At 73.9% G+C, this 18,837-nt stretch carries 13 protein-coding genes; 9 read left to right on the top strand and 4 right to left on the bottom strand.

Translation table 11 applies throughout. The annotated features are described in order from the left end of the window. Positions 1–241 precede the first annotated feature (241 nt). The 3 genes from ACWDGI_RS36830 to ACWDGI_RS36820 are packed head-to-tail and all read right to left on the bottom strand — an operon-like array spanning position 242 to position 2,188. On the bottom strand, positions 242–1,135 hold the full coding sequence (locus ACWDGI_RS36830; RefSeq protein ID WP_450766721.1) for an aminoglycoside phosphotransferase family protein: 894 nt from the start codon (positions 1,133–1,135) through the stop codon (positions 242–244). A 31-nt stretch (positions 1,136–1,166) separates the two neighbouring features. Beyond that, complete coding sequence (locus ACWDGI_RS36825) at positions 1,167–1,643, bottom strand: ferritin-like domain-containing protein (RefSeq protein WP_450766930.1); 477 nt, start codon at positions 1,641–1,643, stop codon at positions 1,167–1,169. Between the two features lie 20 nt (positions 1,644–1,663). Continuing rightward, positions 1,664–2,188, bottom strand: a complete 525-nt coding sequence (locus ACWDGI_RS36820) for a hypothetical protein (protein WP_450766719.1) — start codon at positions 2,186–2,188, stop codon at positions 1,664–1,666. Positions 2,189–2,404: 216 nt separating this feature from the next. Here ACWDGI_RS36820 and rimP point away from each other — a divergent pair, with 216 nt between their 5' ends. The 9 genes from rimP to ACWDGI_RS36775 all read left to right on the top strand — a co-directional run bounded on the left by rimP (position 2,405) and on the right by ACWDGI_RS36775 (position 14,425). Further along, a complete protein-coding gene (gene rimP / locus ACWDGI_RS36815) occupies positions 2,405–2,914 on the top strand; it encodes a ribosome maturation factor RimP (protein ID WP_450766717.1) in 510 nt (169 codons plus the stop codon). A gap of 2 nt (positions 2,915–2,916) precedes the next feature. After that, positions 2,917–3,903, top strand: a complete 987-nt coding sequence (gene nusA / locus ACWDGI_RS36810; RefSeq protein WP_450766715.1) for a transcription termination factor NusA — start codon at positions 2,917–2,919, stop codon at positions 3,901–3,903. A 135-nt stretch (positions 3,904–4,038) separates the two neighbouring features. Next, positions 4,039–4,308, top strand: a complete 270-nt coding sequence (locus ACWDGI_RS36805) for a YlxR family protein (RefSeq protein WP_362572456.1) — start codon at positions 4,039–4,041, stop codon at positions 4,306–4,308. Positions 4,309–4,462: 154 nt separating this feature from the next. Then, on the top strand, positions 4,463–7,594 hold the full coding sequence (infB, locus tag ACWDGI_RS36800) for a translation initiation factor IF-2 (protein ID WP_450766713.1): 3,132 nt from the start codon (positions 4,463–4,465) through the stop codon (positions 7,592–7,594). A 159-nt stretch (positions 7,595–7,753) separates the two neighbouring features. Continuing rightward, on the top strand, positions 7,754–8,047 hold the full coding sequence (locus ACWDGI_RS36795; protein WP_450766711.1) for a DUF503 domain-containing protein: 294 nt from the start codon (positions 7,754–7,756) through the stop codon (positions 8,045–8,047). 40 nt (positions 8,048–8,087) lie between these two features. After that, positions 8,088–8,567, top strand: coding sequence for a 30S ribosome-binding factor RbfA (rbfA, locus tag ACWDGI_RS36790; protein ID WP_450766709.1), 480 nt, complete (start codon positions 8,088–8,090; stop codon positions 8,565–8,567). Then, positions 8,564–9,469, top strand: coding sequence for a tRNA pseudouridine(55) synthase TruB (gene truB, locus ACWDGI_RS36785; RefSeq protein WP_450766707.1), 906 nt, complete (start codon positions 8,564–8,566; stop codon positions 9,467–9,469). The genes rbfA and truB overlap by 4 nt, the downstream gene beginning before the upstream one ends. 255 nt (positions 9,470–9,724) lie before the next feature. Next, positions 9,725–13,354, top strand: a complete 3,630-nt coding sequence (locus tag ACWDGI_RS36780) for a trypsin-like peptidase domain-containing protein (RefSeq protein ID WP_450766705.1) — start codon at positions 9,725–9,727, stop codon at positions 13,352–13,354. A gap of 120 nt (positions 13,355–13,474) precedes the next feature. Next, positions 13,475–14,425, top strand: coding sequence for a bifunctional riboflavin kinase/FAD synthetase (locus ACWDGI_RS36775; protein ID WP_450766703.1), 951 nt, complete (start codon positions 13,475–13,477; stop codon positions 14,423–14,425). 81 nt (positions 14,426–14,506) lie between these two features. Here ACWDGI_RS36775 and ACWDGI_RS36770 read toward each other — a convergent pair whose 3' ends face one another. Further along, a complete protein-coding gene (locus ACWDGI_RS36770; RefSeq protein ID WP_450766701.1) occupies positions 14,507–18,160 on the bottom strand; it encodes an SCO5717 family growth-regulating ATPase in 3,654 nt (1,217 codons plus the stop codon). Between the last annotated feature and the right edge of the window lie 677 nt (positions 18,161–18,837).

The raw sequence follows: 18,837 nt of genomic DNA, 5'->3' as shown, positions 1-18,837 counted from the left end.
TTCCGCTCCGCGGGGGCCAGGGTGTTCGCCCCGGACGGCACGGAGCGGGCGGACGCCGCCACGACGGCGAGCGGCAACACCGGCAGCCGGTCGCCGCCACGACGGCGAGGGGCAACACCGGCAGCCGGACACCCCGGAAGGGGCACGGGGCTGTGCCGATGTGCGGCTCCGCCGCGCGGGCGCGACCGGTCACGACATCCCCGCGGTCCGCGGACGACCGAGGCCGCCCGATCCGTCCGCCCTAGAGCCACCCGGCGAATTCGAGCAACAGCTCGGAGTCCTTCGGCCGCCCCACCCGAAGCGCCCGCACACCCGACTCCACCGCCCGGAACAACGTCCACCCCCGCAACCGCTCCTGGTCCACCTCGAGCGACTCCGCGAGCCGCTTGATCCGCCGTCGCGTGATCGTCGCCCCCGACGAGGAGGCGATCAGATCCTCCACCCGGTCGCGCACCAGCCGCGCCAGATCGAACGCGCACTCCCCGACCACCGGGTCCGGCCCCACCGCCAGCCACGGCAGCCGCTCCCCGGCCAGCACCTTGCTCTGCCGGAACGTGCCATGCAGCAACCGCCGCTCGGGAGGCGCGGCCAGCAATTCGTCCCGGGCCACGAGCGCCGCGTCCACCAGCGGGGTCACCTCGAGGTCGGCGGACGCCCGCATCGCCGTGGCCTGCCGCCCGGTCCGCTCCGCCACCGTCTCGAAGACGGGCCCGTCCGGCGGCTCCACCCACAGGCGCCGCAACGTCCCCGCCGCCTCCAGCAGCGCCTTCGCCTCGGGCAGCGACCGCACCGAGACCTCCGGATGCAGCCGCTCCAGCAGCAGCACCCCGTCGGCCCGGTCCGCGTCCAGCAGCCGTACGGCACCCAGGCCGCCCCAGTGCGCCAGCGCCGCGGCCTCGCTCTCCGGCCGGGCCCGCCGCGGCGCCAGCTTCAGCACCGCCGGTGTCCCGTCCGCCCGTCGCACCAGCAGGACGACGCTGCTGCGCCCGCCGGGCACCTGCACCCGCTCCACGGTCAACTCGCGTAGGGCGAGGGCGTGTTCCACCGCACCCGGCAGCTTCTCCAGCCACTCGTCACCGTCCGGCGCCGTCTCACCGAGCGCCCTCACCAGGCGCCGCGGCGGTTCGAAGGCCATACGCGAGTCGTTCCTTTCCTGCTCTGGTGCTCTACGGAGTTGACGTGACCGAAGGTGTGGCCGAAGGCGAGGCCGGACCGCCGGCCCGGCCCAGCGGCGCGTCCCGTTCGGCGAGCCCAGGGAAGGCTACGCTCTGCCCGCTCCACCGCACGGCCCGCACCGCGGCCTCCCGCAGCGCCCCGGCCGCCGACCCGCGCCGCGCGCCGGAGGAGGCCCGGACCAGGTCGGAGTACACGTCGGCCACCCGCTCCTCCAGCTCGGCGGCGAGCCGTACGGCCGTCACCGCGTCGGTGACGGCGAACGGCAGCGCGTAGGCCGCGCTCGCGGCGACGGGCGCGGCGCCCAGGTCCCGCACCTCGCGGGCGAGCGCGTCCCGGCGGGCCCGGTGCGCGTCGTAGGCCGAGCGGGCCTCGGTCAGCCGCCGCGTGCCGATCCGGCCGCCGACGACGCCGTACCCGTAGACCGCCGCGTGCTCGGCCGCCAGTGCCGCCTGGAGTGCCCTCAGCATCCCGGCCTCGGCCTCGTCGCTCACTTCTCACCCTCCGTCAGCAGGTAGGCGTGCGCGGACCCGGACGCCGCCACCCCGGCCAGCAGCCGCGCCAGTTCGCCGGGCACGTCCAGCAGTTCCCTGGCCCGCCGGTCGGCGAGGGCGCGCTCGGCGGCGGCCAGCGAGGCGAGCGCGGACTTCTCGTCGGCCGGAGCCTCGGGGGCCGATGCCGCGGCCGAGGGGGAGCCCGTCGCGGTGGGCGAGGCCGTGGTCGCCGAACCCTCGGTGAAAGCCGCCGCGTGGGCCGCCACCTGGGTCCGCAGCGGCCGCAGCCGCTCCGCGAGCCCGGGGTGGGCGGCGAGGACGGCGTCGTACTGCCGGAGCAGCGCCTGGCTGTCCCGGGCCGCACGCGCGCGTGCCCGCGCGGTGACCGACGTGCTGCCGCCGCGGCCGGCGGAGTCGGTATCGGCGGAACAGCCCGCCAGCACGGCGGCCGAGGCCGCCGAGACGATCAGGCTCCTTCTGCGTACTCCCCAAGGGGTACGCGGCGGCGGGGGGAACGGCACGGCAGACGTCCTCGGGGAGCTGGAAACGAAGAAACGCGAAAGCAATGGGACACGGGACGGACCCGCCCGTGATCACCGTACCCGCGCACCTGTCCGAAGCCACTCATCGGCACCGTCCGTACCCGGGTGGACGGCAACACTCCTCACGACCGGATACCCTTTGACCAGACACGCGACCCAACCCACAACAGCACACGCGGCCGAGGAGTCACCCGGATGAGCACGACCCACAGCGAGAGGCTGCGAGAGCTCCTGGAACCGCTCGTCACCTCTCAGGGCCTGGACCTCGAAGAGATCGCCGTGGACTCCGTCGGACGCAAGAGGGTGCTGCGCGTGGTCGTCGACTCCGACACCGGGGCCGACCTGGACCAGATCGCCGATGTGAGCCGTGAGCTCTCGGCGAAGCTCGACGAGAGCGACGCGATGGGCGAGGGCGAGTACACCCTCGAGGTCGGCACCCCGGGCGCGGAGCGCCCCCTCACCGAACACCGGCACTACGTGCGTGCCGTGGACCGCCTGGTGAGATTCCAGCTGGCCGAGGGCGGGGAACTGGTCGCGAGAATCCTGGACGTCGACGACGAGGGCCTCGATCTCGAAGTGCCCGGCGTCAAGGGCCGCAAGGCCACCAGCCGCAGACTCGGCTTCGCCGGCATCGAGAAGGCACGTGTGCAGGTCGAGTTCAACCGCAAGGACAAGAAGGACATGACGGAAGAAGAGGAGGCGTAGCCGTGGACATCGACATGAGTGCCCTGCGGGGCTTGGTTCGGGAGAAGGAGATCTCCTTCTCCCTGCTGGTCGAAGCGATCGAGTCGGCCCTCCTCATCGCCTACCACCGCACCGAGGGAAGCCGCCGACACGCGCGCGTGGAGCTCAACCGGGAGACCGGGCATGTGACCGTGTGGGCGAAGGAGGACCCCGAGGACCTGGAGGAGGGGCAGGCACCCCGCGAGTTCGACGACACCCCGTCGGACTTCGGGCGGATCGCCGCCACCACCGCCAAGCAGGTCATCCTGCAGCGGCTCCGGGACGCCGAGGACGACGCCACGCTCGGCGAGTACGCCGGCCGTGAGGGCGACATCGTCACCGGTGTGGTCCAGCAGGGCCGCGATCCGAAGAACGTGCTCGTCGACATCGGCAAGCTGGAGGCCATCCTGCCGGTGCAGGAGCAGGTGCCCGGCGAGACCTATCCGCACGGGATGCGGCTGCGCTCGTACGTCGTCCGGGTGGCCAAGGGCGTCCGCGGACCCTCCGTCACGCTGTCCCGCACCCACCCGGCACTGGTGAAGAAGCTCTTCGCGCTGGAGGTGCCGGAGATCGCCGACGGGTCCGTCGAGATCGCCGCCATCGCCCGCGAGGCCGGTCACCGCACGAAGATCGCGGTCCGCTCCACCCGTTCGGGCCTGAACGCCAAGGGCGCCTGCATCGGCCCCATGGGCGGCCGGGTCCGCAATGTCATGGGCGAGCTGAACGGCGAGAAGATCGACATCGTCGACTGGTCGGACGACCCGGCCGAGATGGTGGCGAACGCGCTGTCGCCGGCCCGGGTCTCCAAGGTGGAGGTCGTGGACCTGGCGGCCCGGTCCGCCCGGGTGACCGTGCCCGACTACCAGCTGTCACTGGCGATCGGCAAAGAGGGGCAGAACGCCCGTCTCGCCGCCCGGCTCACCGGCTGGCGGATCGACATCCGACCGGATACCGAACAGGTGTCCGAGTAGAGCACTCTTCCCCTCGTCGGGGGTTCACCCGGACGAGGGGAATAGTTCCAAGCCGCAGGTCGCTTGGATTACGACAACAGCCGTTCGATCTTTGCCCCGAAGGGGTGAGGTCGGTGCGGGGAGGTAGACTTAGCAGTGTCTGGCCGGACGCGTGCCCGCGCATGCCCTGAGCGCACCTGTGTGGGGTGCAGGCAGCGAGCGGCCAAGACCGAACTGCTGCGGATCGTGGCGGTCGAGGACGAATGTGTCCCCGATCCTCGCGGTACGCTGCCCGGCCGGGGTGCATATGTACACCCCGCCCAGGTCTGTCTGGACCAGGCGGTGCGCCGCCGGGCACTCCCGAGGGCGCTCCGCGTCCCGGGTCCGCTGGACGTAAAGGCGTTGCGCCCCTACGTCGAGCAGTAACACCGTAAGAAGCGTCGTACGGAACGTCCGTGCGGCTCTGGTACCCCGCGAGTTGGAAGTAGGTCGAGATTGCGATGAGCACTCGATGAGCACGCGATGAGTACGCCCATGAAGTAGCGACGGTCCGGACACACCCGGACCTAAAAGGAGCGAAGTGGCTAAGGTCCGGGTATACGAACTCGCCAAGGAGTTCGGGGTTGAGAGCAAGGTCGTCATGGCCAAGCTCCAGGAACTCGGTGAATTCGTCCGTTCGGCGTCCTCGACGATCGAGGCGCCCGTTGTACGCAAGCTGACAGATGCCTTCCAGGGCGGTGGCAACGGCAAGTCCGCCCCGCGCAAGGCTGCCCCCAGGCCCGCCGCGCCCTCTCCGGCGCAGGCGGCACGCCCGGGTGGTGCACCCAAGCCGGGCGCGCCGCGTCCGGCCGCCCCGCAGCCGCCGGCCCCTGCGGCGCCCGCCCCCGCGGCCTCGGCCTCGGCGGCGCCCTCGGCTCCGGCTCCGGCTCCGGTCACCCCCGCGCCGGCCGCCTCCGGCCCGCGCCCGGGCCCGAAGCCCGCTCCGCGTCCGGCCCCGGCCGCGCCCGAGTTCACCGCCCCGCCGGCCCCTCCGGCCGCCCCGGCGCAGAGCCCGGCCGCCGCACAGGGCCAGCGTCCCGGTGGCGCTCCCCGTCCGGGTCAGGGCGCCCCGCGCCCCGGCGGTCGTCCCGCCCCCGGTCAGGGACAGGGCCAGGCCCGTCCCGGTCAGGGCGGCCAGCGTCCCGGTGAGCGCGCCCCCCGTCCGGGCGGTGCCCGTCCGGCCGGTCCGCGTCCGGGCAACAACCCCTTCACCTCCGGTGGCTCCACCGGCATGGCCCGCCCGCAGGCCCCGCGCCCGCAGGGCGGCGCGCGTCCCGGCCCCGGCGGTCCCGGCGGTGCTCCCCGTCCCCAGGCGCCCGGCGCCCAGGGCGGCGGCCCGCGTCCCCAGGCTCCCGGCGGTTCCCGTCCGAGCCCGTCCGGCATGCCCCGTCCGCAGGGCGGTCCGCGTCCCGGCGGCGGTTCCGCGGGTCCGCGTCCGAACCCCGGCATGATGCCGCAGCGTCCCGCTGCCGGCCCGCGTCCCGGCCCCGGTGGCGGCGGTCGCGGTCCCGGCGGTGCGGGTCGTCCCGGCGGCGGCGCCGGTCGTCCCGGTGGCGGCGGCGGCTTCGCCGGTCGTCCCGGCGGCGGCGGTGGCGGCGCCCGTCCGGGCGGTGGCGGCGGCGGCTTCGCCGGTCGTCCCGGCGGTCCCGGCGGCGGTGGCGGCGGCTTCGGCGGCGGTCCCGGTGGTGGCGGCGGCGGTCGTCCCGGCTTCGGCGGGCGTCCCGGCGGTCCCGGCGGCCGTGGTGGCACGCAGGGCGCCTTCGGCCGTCCCGGCGGTCCGGCGCGTCGCGGTCGCAAGTCGAAGCGGCAGAGGCGCCAGGAGTACGAGGCCATGCAGGCCCCGAGCGTCGGCGGCGTGATGCTGCCGCGCGGCAACGGCGAGACCATCCGTCTCTCCCGCGGCGCGTCGCTCACCGACTTCGCCGAGAAGATCAACGCCAACCCGGCGTCCCTCGTCGCGGTCATGATGAACCTCGGCGAGATGGTCACGGCCACGCAGTCCGTCTCCGACGCGACCCTCGAGGTCCTCGCCGGCGAGATGAACTACACGGTCCAGATCGTCAGCCCCGAGGAGGAGGACCGCGAGCTGCTCGAGTCCTTCGACATCGAGTTCGGCGAGGACGAGGGCGACGAGGACGACCTGGTGGTCCGTCCGCCGGTCGTCACCGTCATGGGTCACGTCGACCACGGTAAGACCCGGCTCCTCGACGCCATCCGCAAGACGAACGTCATCGCGGGCGAGGCCGGCGGCATCACCCAGCACATCGGTGCCTACCAGGTCTCCACCGAGGTCAACGACGAAGAGCGCAAGATCACCTTCATCGACACCCCGGGTCACGAGGCGTTCACCGCCATGCGTGCCCGTGGTGCGAAGTCGACCGACATCGCGATCCTGGTCGTCGCGGCCAACGACGGCGTCATGCCGCAGACGGTCGAGGCGCTCAACCACGCCAAGGCGGCCGACGTCCCGATCGTCGTCGCGGTCAACAAGATCGACGTCGAGGGCGCCGACCCGACCAAGGTGCGCGGTCAGCTCACCGAGTACGGGCTGGTGGCCGAGGAGTACGGCGGCGACACGATGTTCGTCGACATCTCCGCCAAGCAGGGTCTGCACATCGACTCCCTGCTGGAGGCCGTGGTCCTGACGGCCGACGCCTCGCTCGACCTGCGGGCCAACCCGAACCAGGACGCGCAGGGCATCTCGATCGAGTCCCGCCTCGACCGCGGCCGTGGTGCCGTGGCGACGGTCCTCGTCCAGCGAGGCACCCTGCGGGTCGGCGACACGATGGTCGTGGGCGACGCCTACGGTCGCGTCCGCGCCATGCTCGACGACAACGGCAACAACGTCGCCGAGGCCGGGCCGGCGACGCCGGTCCAGGTCCTGGGTCTGACCAACGTCCCGGGTGCCGGCGACAACTTCCTGGTGGTCGACGAGGACCGTACGGCCCGTCAGATCGCCGAGAAGCGTGCCGCCCGTGAGCGCAACGCGGCCTTCGCCAAGCGCACGCGCCGTGTCTCCCTCGAGGACCTGGACAAGGTGCTCAAGGCCGGCGAGGTCCAGCAGCTCAACCTCATCATCAAGGGTGACGCTTCTGGTTCCGTCGAGGCGCTCGAGTCGTCCCTGCTCCAGCTGGACGTCGGCGAAGAGGTCGACATCCGCGTCCTGCACCGCGGCGTCGGTGCGGTCACGGAGTCGGACATCGACCTGGCGATGGGCTCGGACGCCATCGTGATCGGCTTCAACGTCCGCGCGGCAGGCCGTGCGGCGCAGATGGCCGAGCGCGAGGGCGTGGACGTCCGGTACTACTCGGTCATCTACCAGGCGATCGAGGAGATCGAGGCGGCCCTCAAGGGCATGCTCAAGCCGGAGTACGAAGAGGTCGAGCTCGGTACGGCGGAGATCCGCGAGGTCTTCAAGTCGTCCAAGCTGGGCAACATCGCGGGTGTTCTCATCCGCTCCGGCGAGGTCAAGCGCAACACCAAGGCGCGCCTGGTCCGTGACGGCAAGGTCATCGCGGAGAACCTCAACATCGACGGTCTGCGCCGCTTCAAGGACGACGTCACCGAGATTCGGGAAGGCTTCGAGGGCGGTATCAACCTCGGAAACTTCAACGACATCAAGATCGACGACGTCATCGCGACGTACGAGATGCGCGAGAAGCCGCGGGTGTAACCCGACGGTTGGTGCCGGCCGACGGGACTTCGGTTCCGTCGGCCGGCGCTTTTCCCGGCCGCCTGCGGCCGGGAAAGTCGGTCGAGCCCCCGCCGGGGACGGGGTACCGTTCCTGACAGGGCCATCGATCCCGTACCGGCGGGTGAACCGGATACATACATGTACGTGGGGACTCTGTCCTTCGACCTCCTCCTCGGCGACATCCATTCGCTGAAGGAGAAGCGCTCCGTCGTCCGCCCGATCGTCGCCGAACTCCAGCGGAAGTTCGCCGTGAGCGCGGCCGAGGTGGACCACCTGGACCTTCACCGCAGGGCCGGCATCGGCCTTGCCCTGGTCTCCGGCGACGCCGCGCACCTGACCGACGTGCTCGACCGGTGCGAACGGCTGGTCGCCGCCCGCCCCGAGGTGGAGCTGCTGTCCGTCCGACGGCGCTTCCACGGCGACGACGACTAGACCTGAGAACGACACAGAAGAAAGAACGGGAGACGGACCAGTGGCCGACAACGCGCGTGCCAAGAGGCTGGCGGACCTCATCCGAGAGGTGGTGGCCCAGAAGCTGCAGCGTGGGATCAAGGACCCGCGGCTCGGCACCCACGTCACCATCACGGACACCCGGGTCACGGGTGACCTCCGGGAGGCGACCGTCTTCTACACGGTGTACGGCGACGACGAGGAGCGGGCAGCGGCCGCGGCGGGCCTGGAGAGCGCCAAGGGCGTGCTCCGCTCGGCGGTCGGCGCCGCGGCGGGCGTGAAGTTCACGCCGACCCTGACCTTCGTCGCGGACGCCCTTCCGGACACCGCGAAGACCATCGAGGACCTGCTCGACAAGGCACGGGCCTCGGACGCGAAGGTCCGCGAGGTCTCCGCGGGCGCCGCCTTCGCCGGTGAAGCGGACCCGTACCGGAAGCCGGGTTCCGACGACGAGACGGACATCGCCGCCGACGCCGACGAGACGGACGACGCCACCGAATGACCAGCAAGCCCACCCCGCCCGACGGCCTTGTCATCGTCGACAAGCCGTCGGGCTTCACCTCGCACGACGTCGTCGCCAAGATGCGGGGGATCGCCCGCACCCGGCGCGTCGGGCACGCCGGCACCCTCGACCCGATGGCCACCGGCGTCCTCGTCCTCGGCATCGAGCGGGCGACCAAGCTCCTCGGGCATCTCGCCCTCACCGAGAAGGAGTACCTGGGGACCGTCCGCCTCGGGCAGAACACCCTCACCGACGACGCCGAGGGCGAGATCACCTCGTCCACCGACGCCTCCGGGGTCACCCGCGAGGCCGTCGACACCGGCATCGCCAAGCTGACCGGCCGCATCATGCAGGTGCCGTCCAAGGTCAGCGCCATCAAGATCGACGGTGTCCGGTCGTACAAGCGCGCCCGGGAGGGCGAGGACTTCGAGATCCCGGCCCGGCCGGTGACCGTCTCGTCGTTCACGGTCTACGACGTCCGGGACGCCGTCGCCGAGGACGGCACCCCCGTGCTCGACCTGGTCGTCTCGGTGGTCTGCTCCTCCGGCACCTACATCCGTGCCCTCGCCCGCGACCTGGGCGCCGACCTGGGCGTCGGCGGCCACCTCACGGCTCTGCGCCGGACGCGCGTCGGACCGTACAAGCTGGACTCCGCGCGCACCCTCGACCAGCTCCAGCAGGAGCTGACCGTGATGCCGGTCGCCGAGGCGGCCGCGGCCGCGTTCCCGCGCTGGGACGTCGACGCCAGACGGGCCGGTCTGCTCACCAACGGGGTGCGGATCGACATGCCCGAGGAGTACGCCGGCGTCGGTCCCGTCGCCGTGTTCGACCCCCAGGGGCGCTTCCTCGTGCTCGTCGAGGAACAGAAGGGCAAGGCCAAGAGCCTCGCCGTGTTCGGCTGACCGTCCGGTGTGCCCGTGGAGCGGCGACCACGGGGTCTGGCGCCGCCGCCGCTCCACGGTCCCCCCTCGGTTCCCCCACCCCTAGGGTGTATCCACCTGTCCCGGGCTATTCACCCGACCGAGCAGGCGCTCGGAGTGAACCGGGGGAGCGGAGGGGGGCGCGTTCGCCACCCGCTCTGTCCCGCTGATCATTTCGCGCCTACCGTCGAGCTCAAGGGCCCAAGGGCACGGATGTACGGGCGGGGAGGTTCGATCATGGCGGGACGGGGCCCGCGGACCGGGAGCGGTCGCCGCACGGCGGACAGTGCGCGGGAGGCACGGCCGGACACCTGGCCGGAGCCCGACGACCGGCTGGTCCGGGTCCGCGACCTCGCCGGGCGCCCGCGCGGCACCGGCTTCCTCGCCGACCACCACGGCACCCTGGTCACCAGCCACGAGGCCGTCGACGGGCTGGCCCGGATCGTGCTGCACGCGGCCGGGGACCGCACCTGCGTGGTCGACTCGGACGCGGTCACCCCGCTGCCCGCCCACGACCTGGCCCTGATCCGCACCGAGGGCCTCTGCGTGGACCCGCTGCCGATCACGGTACGGGAGCGGATCCCGGCCGGAACCTACGTCCGGATCGCCGCCGACCGCTGGCGCGAGGCCCGGGTACTGGCCGCGACCCAGGTGACGTACACCGCCACCGACCGCTTCCATCTCCTGCACGAAGCCCTGGAGTTGGCGATGGGCACGGCCGGCCGGGACGCGCTGCGCCTGGGCGGCGGGGCGGCCGGCGGCCCGGTCCTCGACGCGGAGACCGGCGCGGTCCTCGGTGTGCTGGGCACCGCCCTCCAGTCCGGCCAGCGGGACGTGGGCTTCGCCGTCTCGCTCCACCACCCCGACAGCACCCCCCTGGCCGACCTCCTCCGCCGCAACGCCGCGACGGTCCCCGCCTACGGCACCGACCTCAACCTCGCGGGCATCCTGGAACTGACAGCCACATCGGTGGGCCAGGACGGCCCCCCGGGCACCCTGGCCGGTCATGTGGGCCGCACCGGAGCGCCCCGCGGGGGCGCGGGGAACTGCGCGACCAGCCCCCACGCGCCCGCAGACGCTCCACCACCTTTCACGGCACTCGCCGGCGAACACACAGACCCGGTTCAGCCGGTCGAGCGAGCGGCAACCGCTCAGGAGCTGGCGGCCTTCGCCGAAGACACCGGAACCGACAAGGCCAACGGGACCGTCCTGGCCCTCGTCGGCGCCCCCGGCACCGGCCGCACCACCGAACTCGCCGCCCTCGCCGCCCGCCGCAACCGCGGACCGCACCCCGCCCCCACCCTCTGGCTCCGTGGCGCCGACCTCAAGGACGCCGACGACTCCGTCGCCGACGCGGCCCGCCGCGCCCTGGAGCGCGCGGTCCGGATCGTCGCCGCCTCCCGCTCCCAACTCCCGGGCGACCTGGGCGAACTGACCGTGGAGCGGCTGGCCCGGCTCGCCACCCGGGCCGGACGGCCGCTCCTCCTCCTGCTGGACGGCCCGGAGGAGATGCCACCGGTCCTCGCCCACCGGCTCTCCGCATGGACCGCGGGCACCGCCGCATGGCTGCGCGACACCGGCGCCCGGCTCCTCGTCGCCTGCCGCGAGGAGTACTGGGAGCGGGCCGGTGCCGAGTTCCCGCCCGACCTGCTGCACCGGGGCACCGGTAACCCCTCCTGCGTCCGGCTGGCCGACCTCACCCCCGACGAGGCCCGCCGCGCCCGCTCCCGCTACGGCGTGCCCGACGGCGCCCTCACCGACCGCGACGCCCGCCACCCCCTGACCCTGCGCCTGCTCTCCGAGGTCCGCGCAGCCCTCCCGGACGCCCCCGCCGACGGCCCGATCGACCGGCACGACGTCTTCGCCGCCCACCTCGACCTGCTGTGCCTGCGCATCGCGGTACGGCTGGCCGCCGAGAACGGCCTGCGCGGTACGGCCGTACGACGGCTCGCCGCCCGCGTCTCCGGCCAGGTGCACGAGGCCGCCCGGCGCAGCCTCGGACCCGGCCTGGGCGAGCTGGACCGCGAGTCGTTCGAGGAGGTGTTCCCCTGGGGGCCCGTCCCCGCCCACCTCGGCGGCGGCTCCGGCTGGGCCTCCGCCGTGCTCACCGAGGGCCTGCTGGTCCCGGCGGGCGGCGGCTACCGCTTCGCCCACGAGGAACTCGCCGACTGGATCCAGGGCATGCACCTGGACCTGGACGAGGCCCTGCACGCCCTCGTCCACCGCCCCCGGACCGCCCGGAGCGCCCACCCCCTGCCCGTGCCGCACCACCGGGTCGGACCGGTCGTCCAGGCGCTGCTGCTCCTCGACCGCCAGTACGGGCCGGCCCAACTCGCCCCGCGGCTCAACGACCTGGCGCACGCCCTCGACCTCGACCCCGGCTCCTGGTGGGCCGCCCGGCTGCTCGCCCAGACCCTGCTGCGGCTGCCCGACGCCACGCCGTACACCGGGGTGCTGCGGCTGCTCGCCGACCGGGTCGTGGGCCGGCAGCGCACCGCGGCCACCGAGTTCGGGCCGGACTTCTGGACCGCGCTCACCCTGCCCGACGCCGAACGCTTCGATCTGCTGCGGAGGCTGGTGCGCGCGGACGAGCCGCTCCCGGAGACCGCGGGCCTCGGCCGCTTCGGGGCCCGGCCGACGGGGGAGGCCCCCGAGGGCACGGCCCCGCGCCACCTGGACGCCGTAGCCCGGCTGCTCGCCGCCGACCCCGCCGCCGTACAGCCGTATCTCACCCGGTGGTTCGACGACGAGCGGCCGTTGCCCGCGATGCCACACGCCACCGTGGCGACCGCGGCCCAGGCGCTGCTGCACACCCACCGGCACCGGGCGCTGGACGATCTGACCGAGGTGCTGGTCGACGCCGCGCACCGGCGGGGCGACGAACTGCTCGCCGTGCTCGCCGAGGACGAGCCGTCCGCGGTGTGCCGGGCCGTCGACCGCTGGGCGCACGACGAGCGCCCCGCCCGCCGGGTGGCCGCCGTGGCCCACGGGCTGCGCGCCGCCCCGCACGTCCGCACCGAGCCCGACCGTGAACTGCTCCGCTACGCCGCGCTCGCCCTGCTCGCCCGCCCCGCCGACTGCACCCTGCACGGCGGCGCCCTCGCGCTGCTGGTCCGGGACCCGCGGACCCGGGCCCGCCATCTCCCGCAGGCGTTGGGGCACTTCGCCACCGGCGACCCGCAGCTCGCGCCGAGCGCCCTGGTCCCCGCCCTGGCCACCCACCCCGACGACGTCCTGGAGGCCTTCCGCAGCAGGCTGCGCGGGCCCGGCGCCGGACAGGTGCTGCGCGCCCTCGCCGACGTCACCGCACCGGCCCTCGCCCACCGGGTCACCGAGCTGGTCCTCGAGGCCGTCGAGCTGCGCCCGGAGACCGCCGGGCAGGTGGCCGGGTTCGTCGAGCGCCGCCTCGAACAGGGCCCTGGGGCCCGCGCCGTCCTGCTGCCGCTGGTCACCGGGCTGCTCGAGGACGGCCCCGAACCGGTCCGGGCGGCTCTGGCCACCGTCCTGGGCGCGGCCGGCACCCCCGTCTCGCGCCCGCTGCGCCGGGAACTGCTGGAGCTCCTGCTCGCTCACGAGCGGGATCCGGGTGTCCTGGACGCGCTGCTGCACGCGGCCGCCGTACAGCGCGAGGACGACGGCGACCAGATGCGTGAGCTGGTCAGGCGCACCGGTCTGCTGCTGGTCCGCACCCCGGACGGGGCGACCCGGTTCGACCGCGGACTGGTCGACCTGGGCCGGCACGTGCCCGGATTCGCCGCCCTGATGGCCCGCTGGCTCACCGACACCCCGGAGGAATGGGCCGCCGTGGTGGGGCCCAGCACCCGGCGGATGCTGGGCAACCTGGCCGGTGTCCGGGTGCCCGCGTGAGGCGCCGGACACGTGCGCCAGGTCACAGCGACCGTGCCGGTGTGAGACGGGTCCGGCAAACATGGCACCCTTAGACCTGCGTAAGACGGACAACGGACACAGGTTCGAGGAGCGGTCACAGTGCAGCGCTGGCGTGGCTTGGAGGACATCCCCGAGGACTGGGGGCGCAGCGTCGTCACCATCGGTTCTTATGACGGGGTGCACCGCGGTCACCAGCTGATCATCCGGCATGCCGTGGACCGCGCCCGTGAGCTGGGCATTCCGGCGGTCGTCGTCACCTTCGACCCGCACCCCAGCGAGGTCGTCCGCCCCGGCAGCCACCCGCCGCTGCTCGCCCCGCACCACACCCGCGCCGAGCTGATGGCGGAGCTGGGCGTGGACGCGGTGCTGATCCTGCCCTTCACCACCGAGTTCTCGCGGCTGTCGCCTGCCGAGTTCGTGGTCAAGGTGCTGGTGGACAAGCTGCACGCCAAGGCCGTCGTCGAGGGTCCCAACTTCCGCTTCGGCCACAAGGCCGCGGGCAATGTCGAGTTCCTCGCCGAGCAGGGCAAGGTCTACGACTTCGAGGTCGAGGTCGTCGACCTGTACGTGCGCGGCGAGGCGGGCGGCGGCGAGCCGTTCTCCTCGACCCTGACCCGGCGCCTGGTCGCCGAGGGTGACATGGCGGGCGCCCGGGAGATCCTGGGCCGCCCCCACCGGGTGGAGGGCGTGGTCGTACGCGGCGCCCAGCGCGGCCGTGAGCTGGGCTTCCCGACGGCCAACGTCGAAACGCTCCCGCACACCGCGATCCCGGCCGACGGCGTCTACGCCGGCTTTCTGCACGCCCAGGGCGAGGTGATGCCGGCCGCGATCTCCGTCGGCACCAACCCGCAGTTCGACGGCACCGAGCGCACGGTGGAGGCGTACGCCATCGACCGCGTCGGCCTCGACCTGTACGGACTGCATGTCGCCGTCGACTTCCTGGCCTTCGTCCGCGGCCAGGCCAAGTTCGACTCGCTCGACGCGCTGCTGGAGCAGATGGCCGAGGATGTCAAGAAGTGCCGTGAGCTGGTCGCGGCCGAGGACGCCTGACCAGGGCTTCTTCCAGGGGTTCGGTTCTACGCCGAAGGGCGGCCGGTGCGGTGAGGCACCGGCCGCCCTTCGGCGTTTCGGCTACTGCTGCGGAGGCTGCGGCGGCTCCTGGGGGTGCGGCGGCTGGGGCCGGCCCTGCTGCGGCTGCTGCGGGAAGCCGTAGCCGCCGGGCGGGGCCGGAGGGGCGGGGGGCTGGGCGCCGGGCTGCGGATAGCCGTAGCCGGGCTGCGGCTGCTGCTGCCCTTGCGGGGGATACGGCTGGCCCGGCTGCTGCGGATGGGGCTGGGCCCCGGGCTGGGGCTGTCCGTAGAGCTCCTGCTGGAGAGGCTGGCCCGCCTGCTGCGGATAGGGCTGCTGCGGGTACGGCTGCTGCGGGTACGGCTGTCCCGGCGCGTACGGCTGCTGCTGGCCCGGGGCCTGCGGCGGGGCGTACTGCTGGGCGGACAGCGGCTGGCCCGGCATCGGCGGGGCGGCGACCGGCGGCGGGTTGCCGTCGCTGGTCCACAGGCCGTGCATCTGCTGGTGGCGCACGAAGTCCTCCGCGACCATCGCCGCGAGGTTGAAGTACGCCTCGCGCACCTTCGGCCGCATCATGTCGAGGTCGACCTCGGCACCGGCGGACAGGTGCTCGTCGAAGGGCACGACCACGACACCCCGGCAGCGCGTCTCGAAGTGCTGCACGATGTCCTCGACCTTGATCATCTTGCCGGTCTCGCGAACTCCGGAGATCACCGTGATCGACCTCGACACCAGGTCGGCGTACCCGTGCGCGGACAGCCAGTCCAGGGTCGTACTGGCGCTGCTCGCCCCGTCCACCGACGGCGTCGAGATGATGATCAGCTGGTCGGCGAGGTCCAGCACCCCGCGCATGGCGCTGTAGAGCAGACCGGTACCCGAGTCGGTGAGGATGATCGGGTACTGCTTGCCCAGGACGTCGATCGCGCGCCGGTAGTCCTCGTCGTTGAACGTGGTCGAGACGGCCGGGTCGACGTCGTTGGCGATGATCTCCAGGCCGGACGCGGCCTGGGAGGTGAACCGCCGGATGTCCATGTAGGAGTTGAGGTACGGGATCGCCTGGACCAGGTCACGGATGGTGGCGCCGGTCTCCCGGCGCACCCGGCGGCCGAGCGTGCCGGCGTCCGGGTTGGCGTCGATGGCCAGGATCTTGTCCTGGCGCTCGGTGGCGAGGGTGGAGCCGAGCGCGGTCGTCGTGGTCGTCTTGCCGACACCGCCCTTGAGGCTGATCACCGCTATCCGGTAGCAGGACAGCACCGGCGTACGGATCAGGTCCAGCTTCCGCTGCCGCTCGGCCTCCTCCTTCTTGCCGCCGAGCTTGAACCGCGAGGGTGCGGCACCGGGCCGGCCGCTCTTCGCCTTCTGCTTCTTGTTGTTGAGCAGCCGGTCGGAGGACAGCTCCACGGCCGCGGTGTAACCCAGCGGCGCCGCACCGGGGTTGGTCATCTGCCGCTGGTCGTGCTGCATGGGCTGCGGCCAGGCGGCACCGACCCGCGGGTCGACCGGGGGCTGGGGGGCCTGCTGCTCCGGGTACGGGGCCGGAGCGGGCGGCTGGGCCGGCGGCTGGACGGGCTGGGCGGCGCGCGGGTCCTGGGAGGCCTGCGGCTGCGGGCCGGGCTGCGGGAAGCCGTAAGCGCCGGGCGGGGCCTGGGGCGCCGGGGGCTGCGCGGCCGGCTGCGGGAAGCCGTAACCGGCGGGCGCGGGCGCCTGGGGCACGGGAGCGCCGGGGTAGCCGTAACCGCCCGGTGCGTCGGGCTGCTGCGGCTGTTCGGCCGGGGGGACGGGGGGCTGGGCGGCGGGCTGCGGGAAGCCGTAACCGGCCTGCGCCTGCGGCGGCAACGGGGCGCCCGACTGCTGGGCCGGGGGCTGGTGCCAGGCGGCGGGCGCGGGCTGCGGTGCCTGCGGCGGCTGGAACGCCGGCTGCTGCCCGGGCCCGCCCGCGGGACCCTGTGCGGGCGCCTGCGGGGGCTGCGGCTGACCGGGCGCCGGCTCCGACGGTGCCGACCGGGCCGGCCAGTGGGCGGCCGGTGCGGGGGCCGCGGGCTGGTAGGACGGCGGCAGCGGCGGCACCACGGCCGGCGGCGTCGGGGGCGTGGGCGGCGTAGGCGGGGGAGTCCAGGCGGCGGGCTGCGCGGCGGCCTCGGGAGCCGGGGGCGCGTCCTGCGGCGCGGGCGCGGTGGTTACGGCGTCCTGGGGCGCCGGGACGGCGGCTACGGCGTCCTGCGGCGCGGCGTGTGCGTCCGCGGGCTCGGCGGTGTCCCCGGGGGCCACGGCGTCGGCGGCATCGTCGGACGCGGAGTGCGCCTCGCCCTCGGCACCGTCGTACTCGCCGGCGTCATCGGCGTCATCGGCGTCATCGGTGTCGGCGAAGGCGTCCTGGGGCTCGTCCTCGTCGGTGTCGTCCACCGGGGCGGCCTCCTGGGCGGGTTCGCCGGTCTCGGCGGTACCGCCGGAGTCGGCGTCGTCGAGGGGGGCCTCGTCCTCGGTGCCGGTCTCGTCGCCGTCGACGTGCGGCGAGCCGTCCGCGGCCTCGGCGCCGGAGTCGACCAGCAGCGCGATGACATCGGCCGCCGACCGCTCCTCCTCGTCGGCGCCGCCTTCGGCCCGGACCTCGTCCTCGTCCTCGGCGCGGCTCTGTTCGGCGGCCGCGTCCTCGGCCGCGGCCGCCCGCTCGGCGGCCTCGGCGATGTCCCGCTTCAGCGCGCCGGCGGAGAACCGCATCGTCGCCCCGCTCTCCAGGTCACCGTTGTCCGGTTCGGGCTCCGGCGCCGGTTCCTCGGCGGCCGCCCGCTGCGGTTCGAAACCGACCGGCAGCTTCGGCACGGCGGCCGCGCCGTCCGCGGGCGGTGCGGCAGGGGTGAACGGCGCGGCGACCGGCGCCGGCGGAGCGGCCGGCGCCCCCGCGTCCGCGCTCGGGGCGGCCGGCGTGAAGGGCGCACCCGGAGTGGTGGTGGGCGCCGGAGTGAACGGTGCTCCCGGAGTCGCGGTGGGCGCCGGAGTGAAGGGTGCCCCGGGCGTTGCCGTCGCCGGAGGGGTGAAGGGTGCTCCCGGAGTTGACGCGGGGGCGGGAGTGAACGGGGCTCCGGGCGTTGACGTGGGCGGCGTGAACGGCGCCCCCGGCCCGGCGGCAGGCGCGGACGCCGACGGCGTACCCGGCGCCGAGCCGGTCGGCGGCGTGAAGGGCGCTCCCGGAGTGGCGGTGGGCGACGGCGTGAAGGGTGCGCCCGGCGTGGCGGTGGCCGGAGGGGTGAAGGGTGCTCCCGGCGTCGCGGCGGGCGGCGGGGTGAACGGTGCCCCGGGCGTTGCCGTCGGCGGCGGGGTGAAGGGTGCTCCCGGAGCCGACGTCGGCGCGGGAGTGAACGGACCACCGGGACCCGGCGTTCCGCCCCCCTGCTGGGCATGCGGCGGGGGAGTCAGCCCGGGGATCGGCGCCCCCGGCGGGAACGGTGAACGGGGCTGCGCGGCAGGCGGCGTACCGGAGGCGGACCCCGGCGCCCCTGTCCCGCCGGGCGCACCGGACCGGTCGCCGGACCCCGGTCCGCCGGCGCCCTCGGCGCCGTCGGCCGCTCCCGGGCCGCCCGCCGCGTTCTGCGTGTACCAGGCGGGCGGCGCGTAGTCGATCGTGAACTCGCCCGTCATCTCGTTGAGTGACTCCGCGTCGGGCTGGTCTTCGCCGGGTGTGGCCCAGCCCCCGCGGATCCCGTCCCGATCGCTGCTCACAGTTCCTCCTGGTGTGGTCGAGCACCCTCATGCCGTGCCGGCGCGACGACCATGTCGTGTCGTTCTCAGCATCCGTATTCGTTTGAGGTAGTCCGATCCACCGGCTCTCCCCCGCGGGGGCACCGACGTCTTGTTCACGGTCCTGACGTCGCGCCCCCCTCCCAGCCTAATCACCGGGAGCCGAACCTCGGCAGGCCCGTCCGTCTCAATACGGACGTCCACCTGGTCACACCCTGCCCTGAACTCCTGTGCAGAGCTTTCGTATTGCCCAACAGTCGATGAACAAAACGGGCAAGAGTCGTCAGTTCGGGCACCAGTTGACCGCGCGAGGGGCGGGGGAGTGCGAGATGTGCGCGGCAAAAGCCGCAGTCTCCCCGGAAGTTCCGCCGTGGGCGGAGCGCGGAGCGGAGAAGAAAAGGGAGGAAAGGGGGCGTTCGGGTTCGGCGTCTCGACCCGCGCACCGGCAATCCGCGCCGGGCCTGCAAGAGCGCCGCCGGTGTCCAGGACGGCTGTACGGCCCCCGGTGCGGCGACCGTTGCTTCTCCGCAGGCTTCTTCGGCCACCTGGACAACGGCGAGGGCGTGGTCGTCGGGCGTCGGCAGCCCCCGGAAGAGCTGAGCCCGGTTGTGGGGCGGCCACCCTCGACGTCATGTATGAGCTCGTCGAGCATGTTTCCT

The organism is Streptomyces sp. NPDC001220, assembly GCF_053597895.1.
The sequence above is the reverse complement of the archived record's forward strand: the minus strand, read 5'-3'. Positions and strand labels throughout refer to the sequence as shown.

Bases quoted from the DNA above. Each gene is read 5' to 3' on its own strand.
- ACWDGI_RS36830 (WP_450766721.1), bottom strand. From the start codon at position 1,135: ATGGCCTTCGAACCGCCGCGGCGCCTGGTGAGGGCGCTCGGTGAGACG.
- ACWDGI_RS36825 (WP_450766930.1), bottom strand. From the start codon at position 1,643: ATGCTGAGGGCACTCCAGGCGGCACTGGCGGCCGAGCACGCGGCGGTC.
- rimP (WP_450766717.1), top strand. From the start codon at position 2,405: ATGAGCACGACCCACAGCGAGAGGCTGCGAGAGCTCCTGGAACCGCTC.
- ACWDGI_RS36795 (WP_450766711.1), top strand. From the start codon at position 7,754: ATGTACGTGGGGACTCTGTCCTTCGACCTCCTCCTCGGCGACATCCAT.
- truB (WP_450766707.1), top strand. From the start codon at position 8,564: ATGACCAGCAAGCCCACCCCGCCCGACGGCCTTGTCATCGTCGACAAG.
- ACWDGI_RS36780 (WP_450766705.1), top strand. From the start codon at position 9,725: ATGGCGGGACGGGGCCCGCGGACCGGGAGCGGTCGCCGCACGGCGGAC.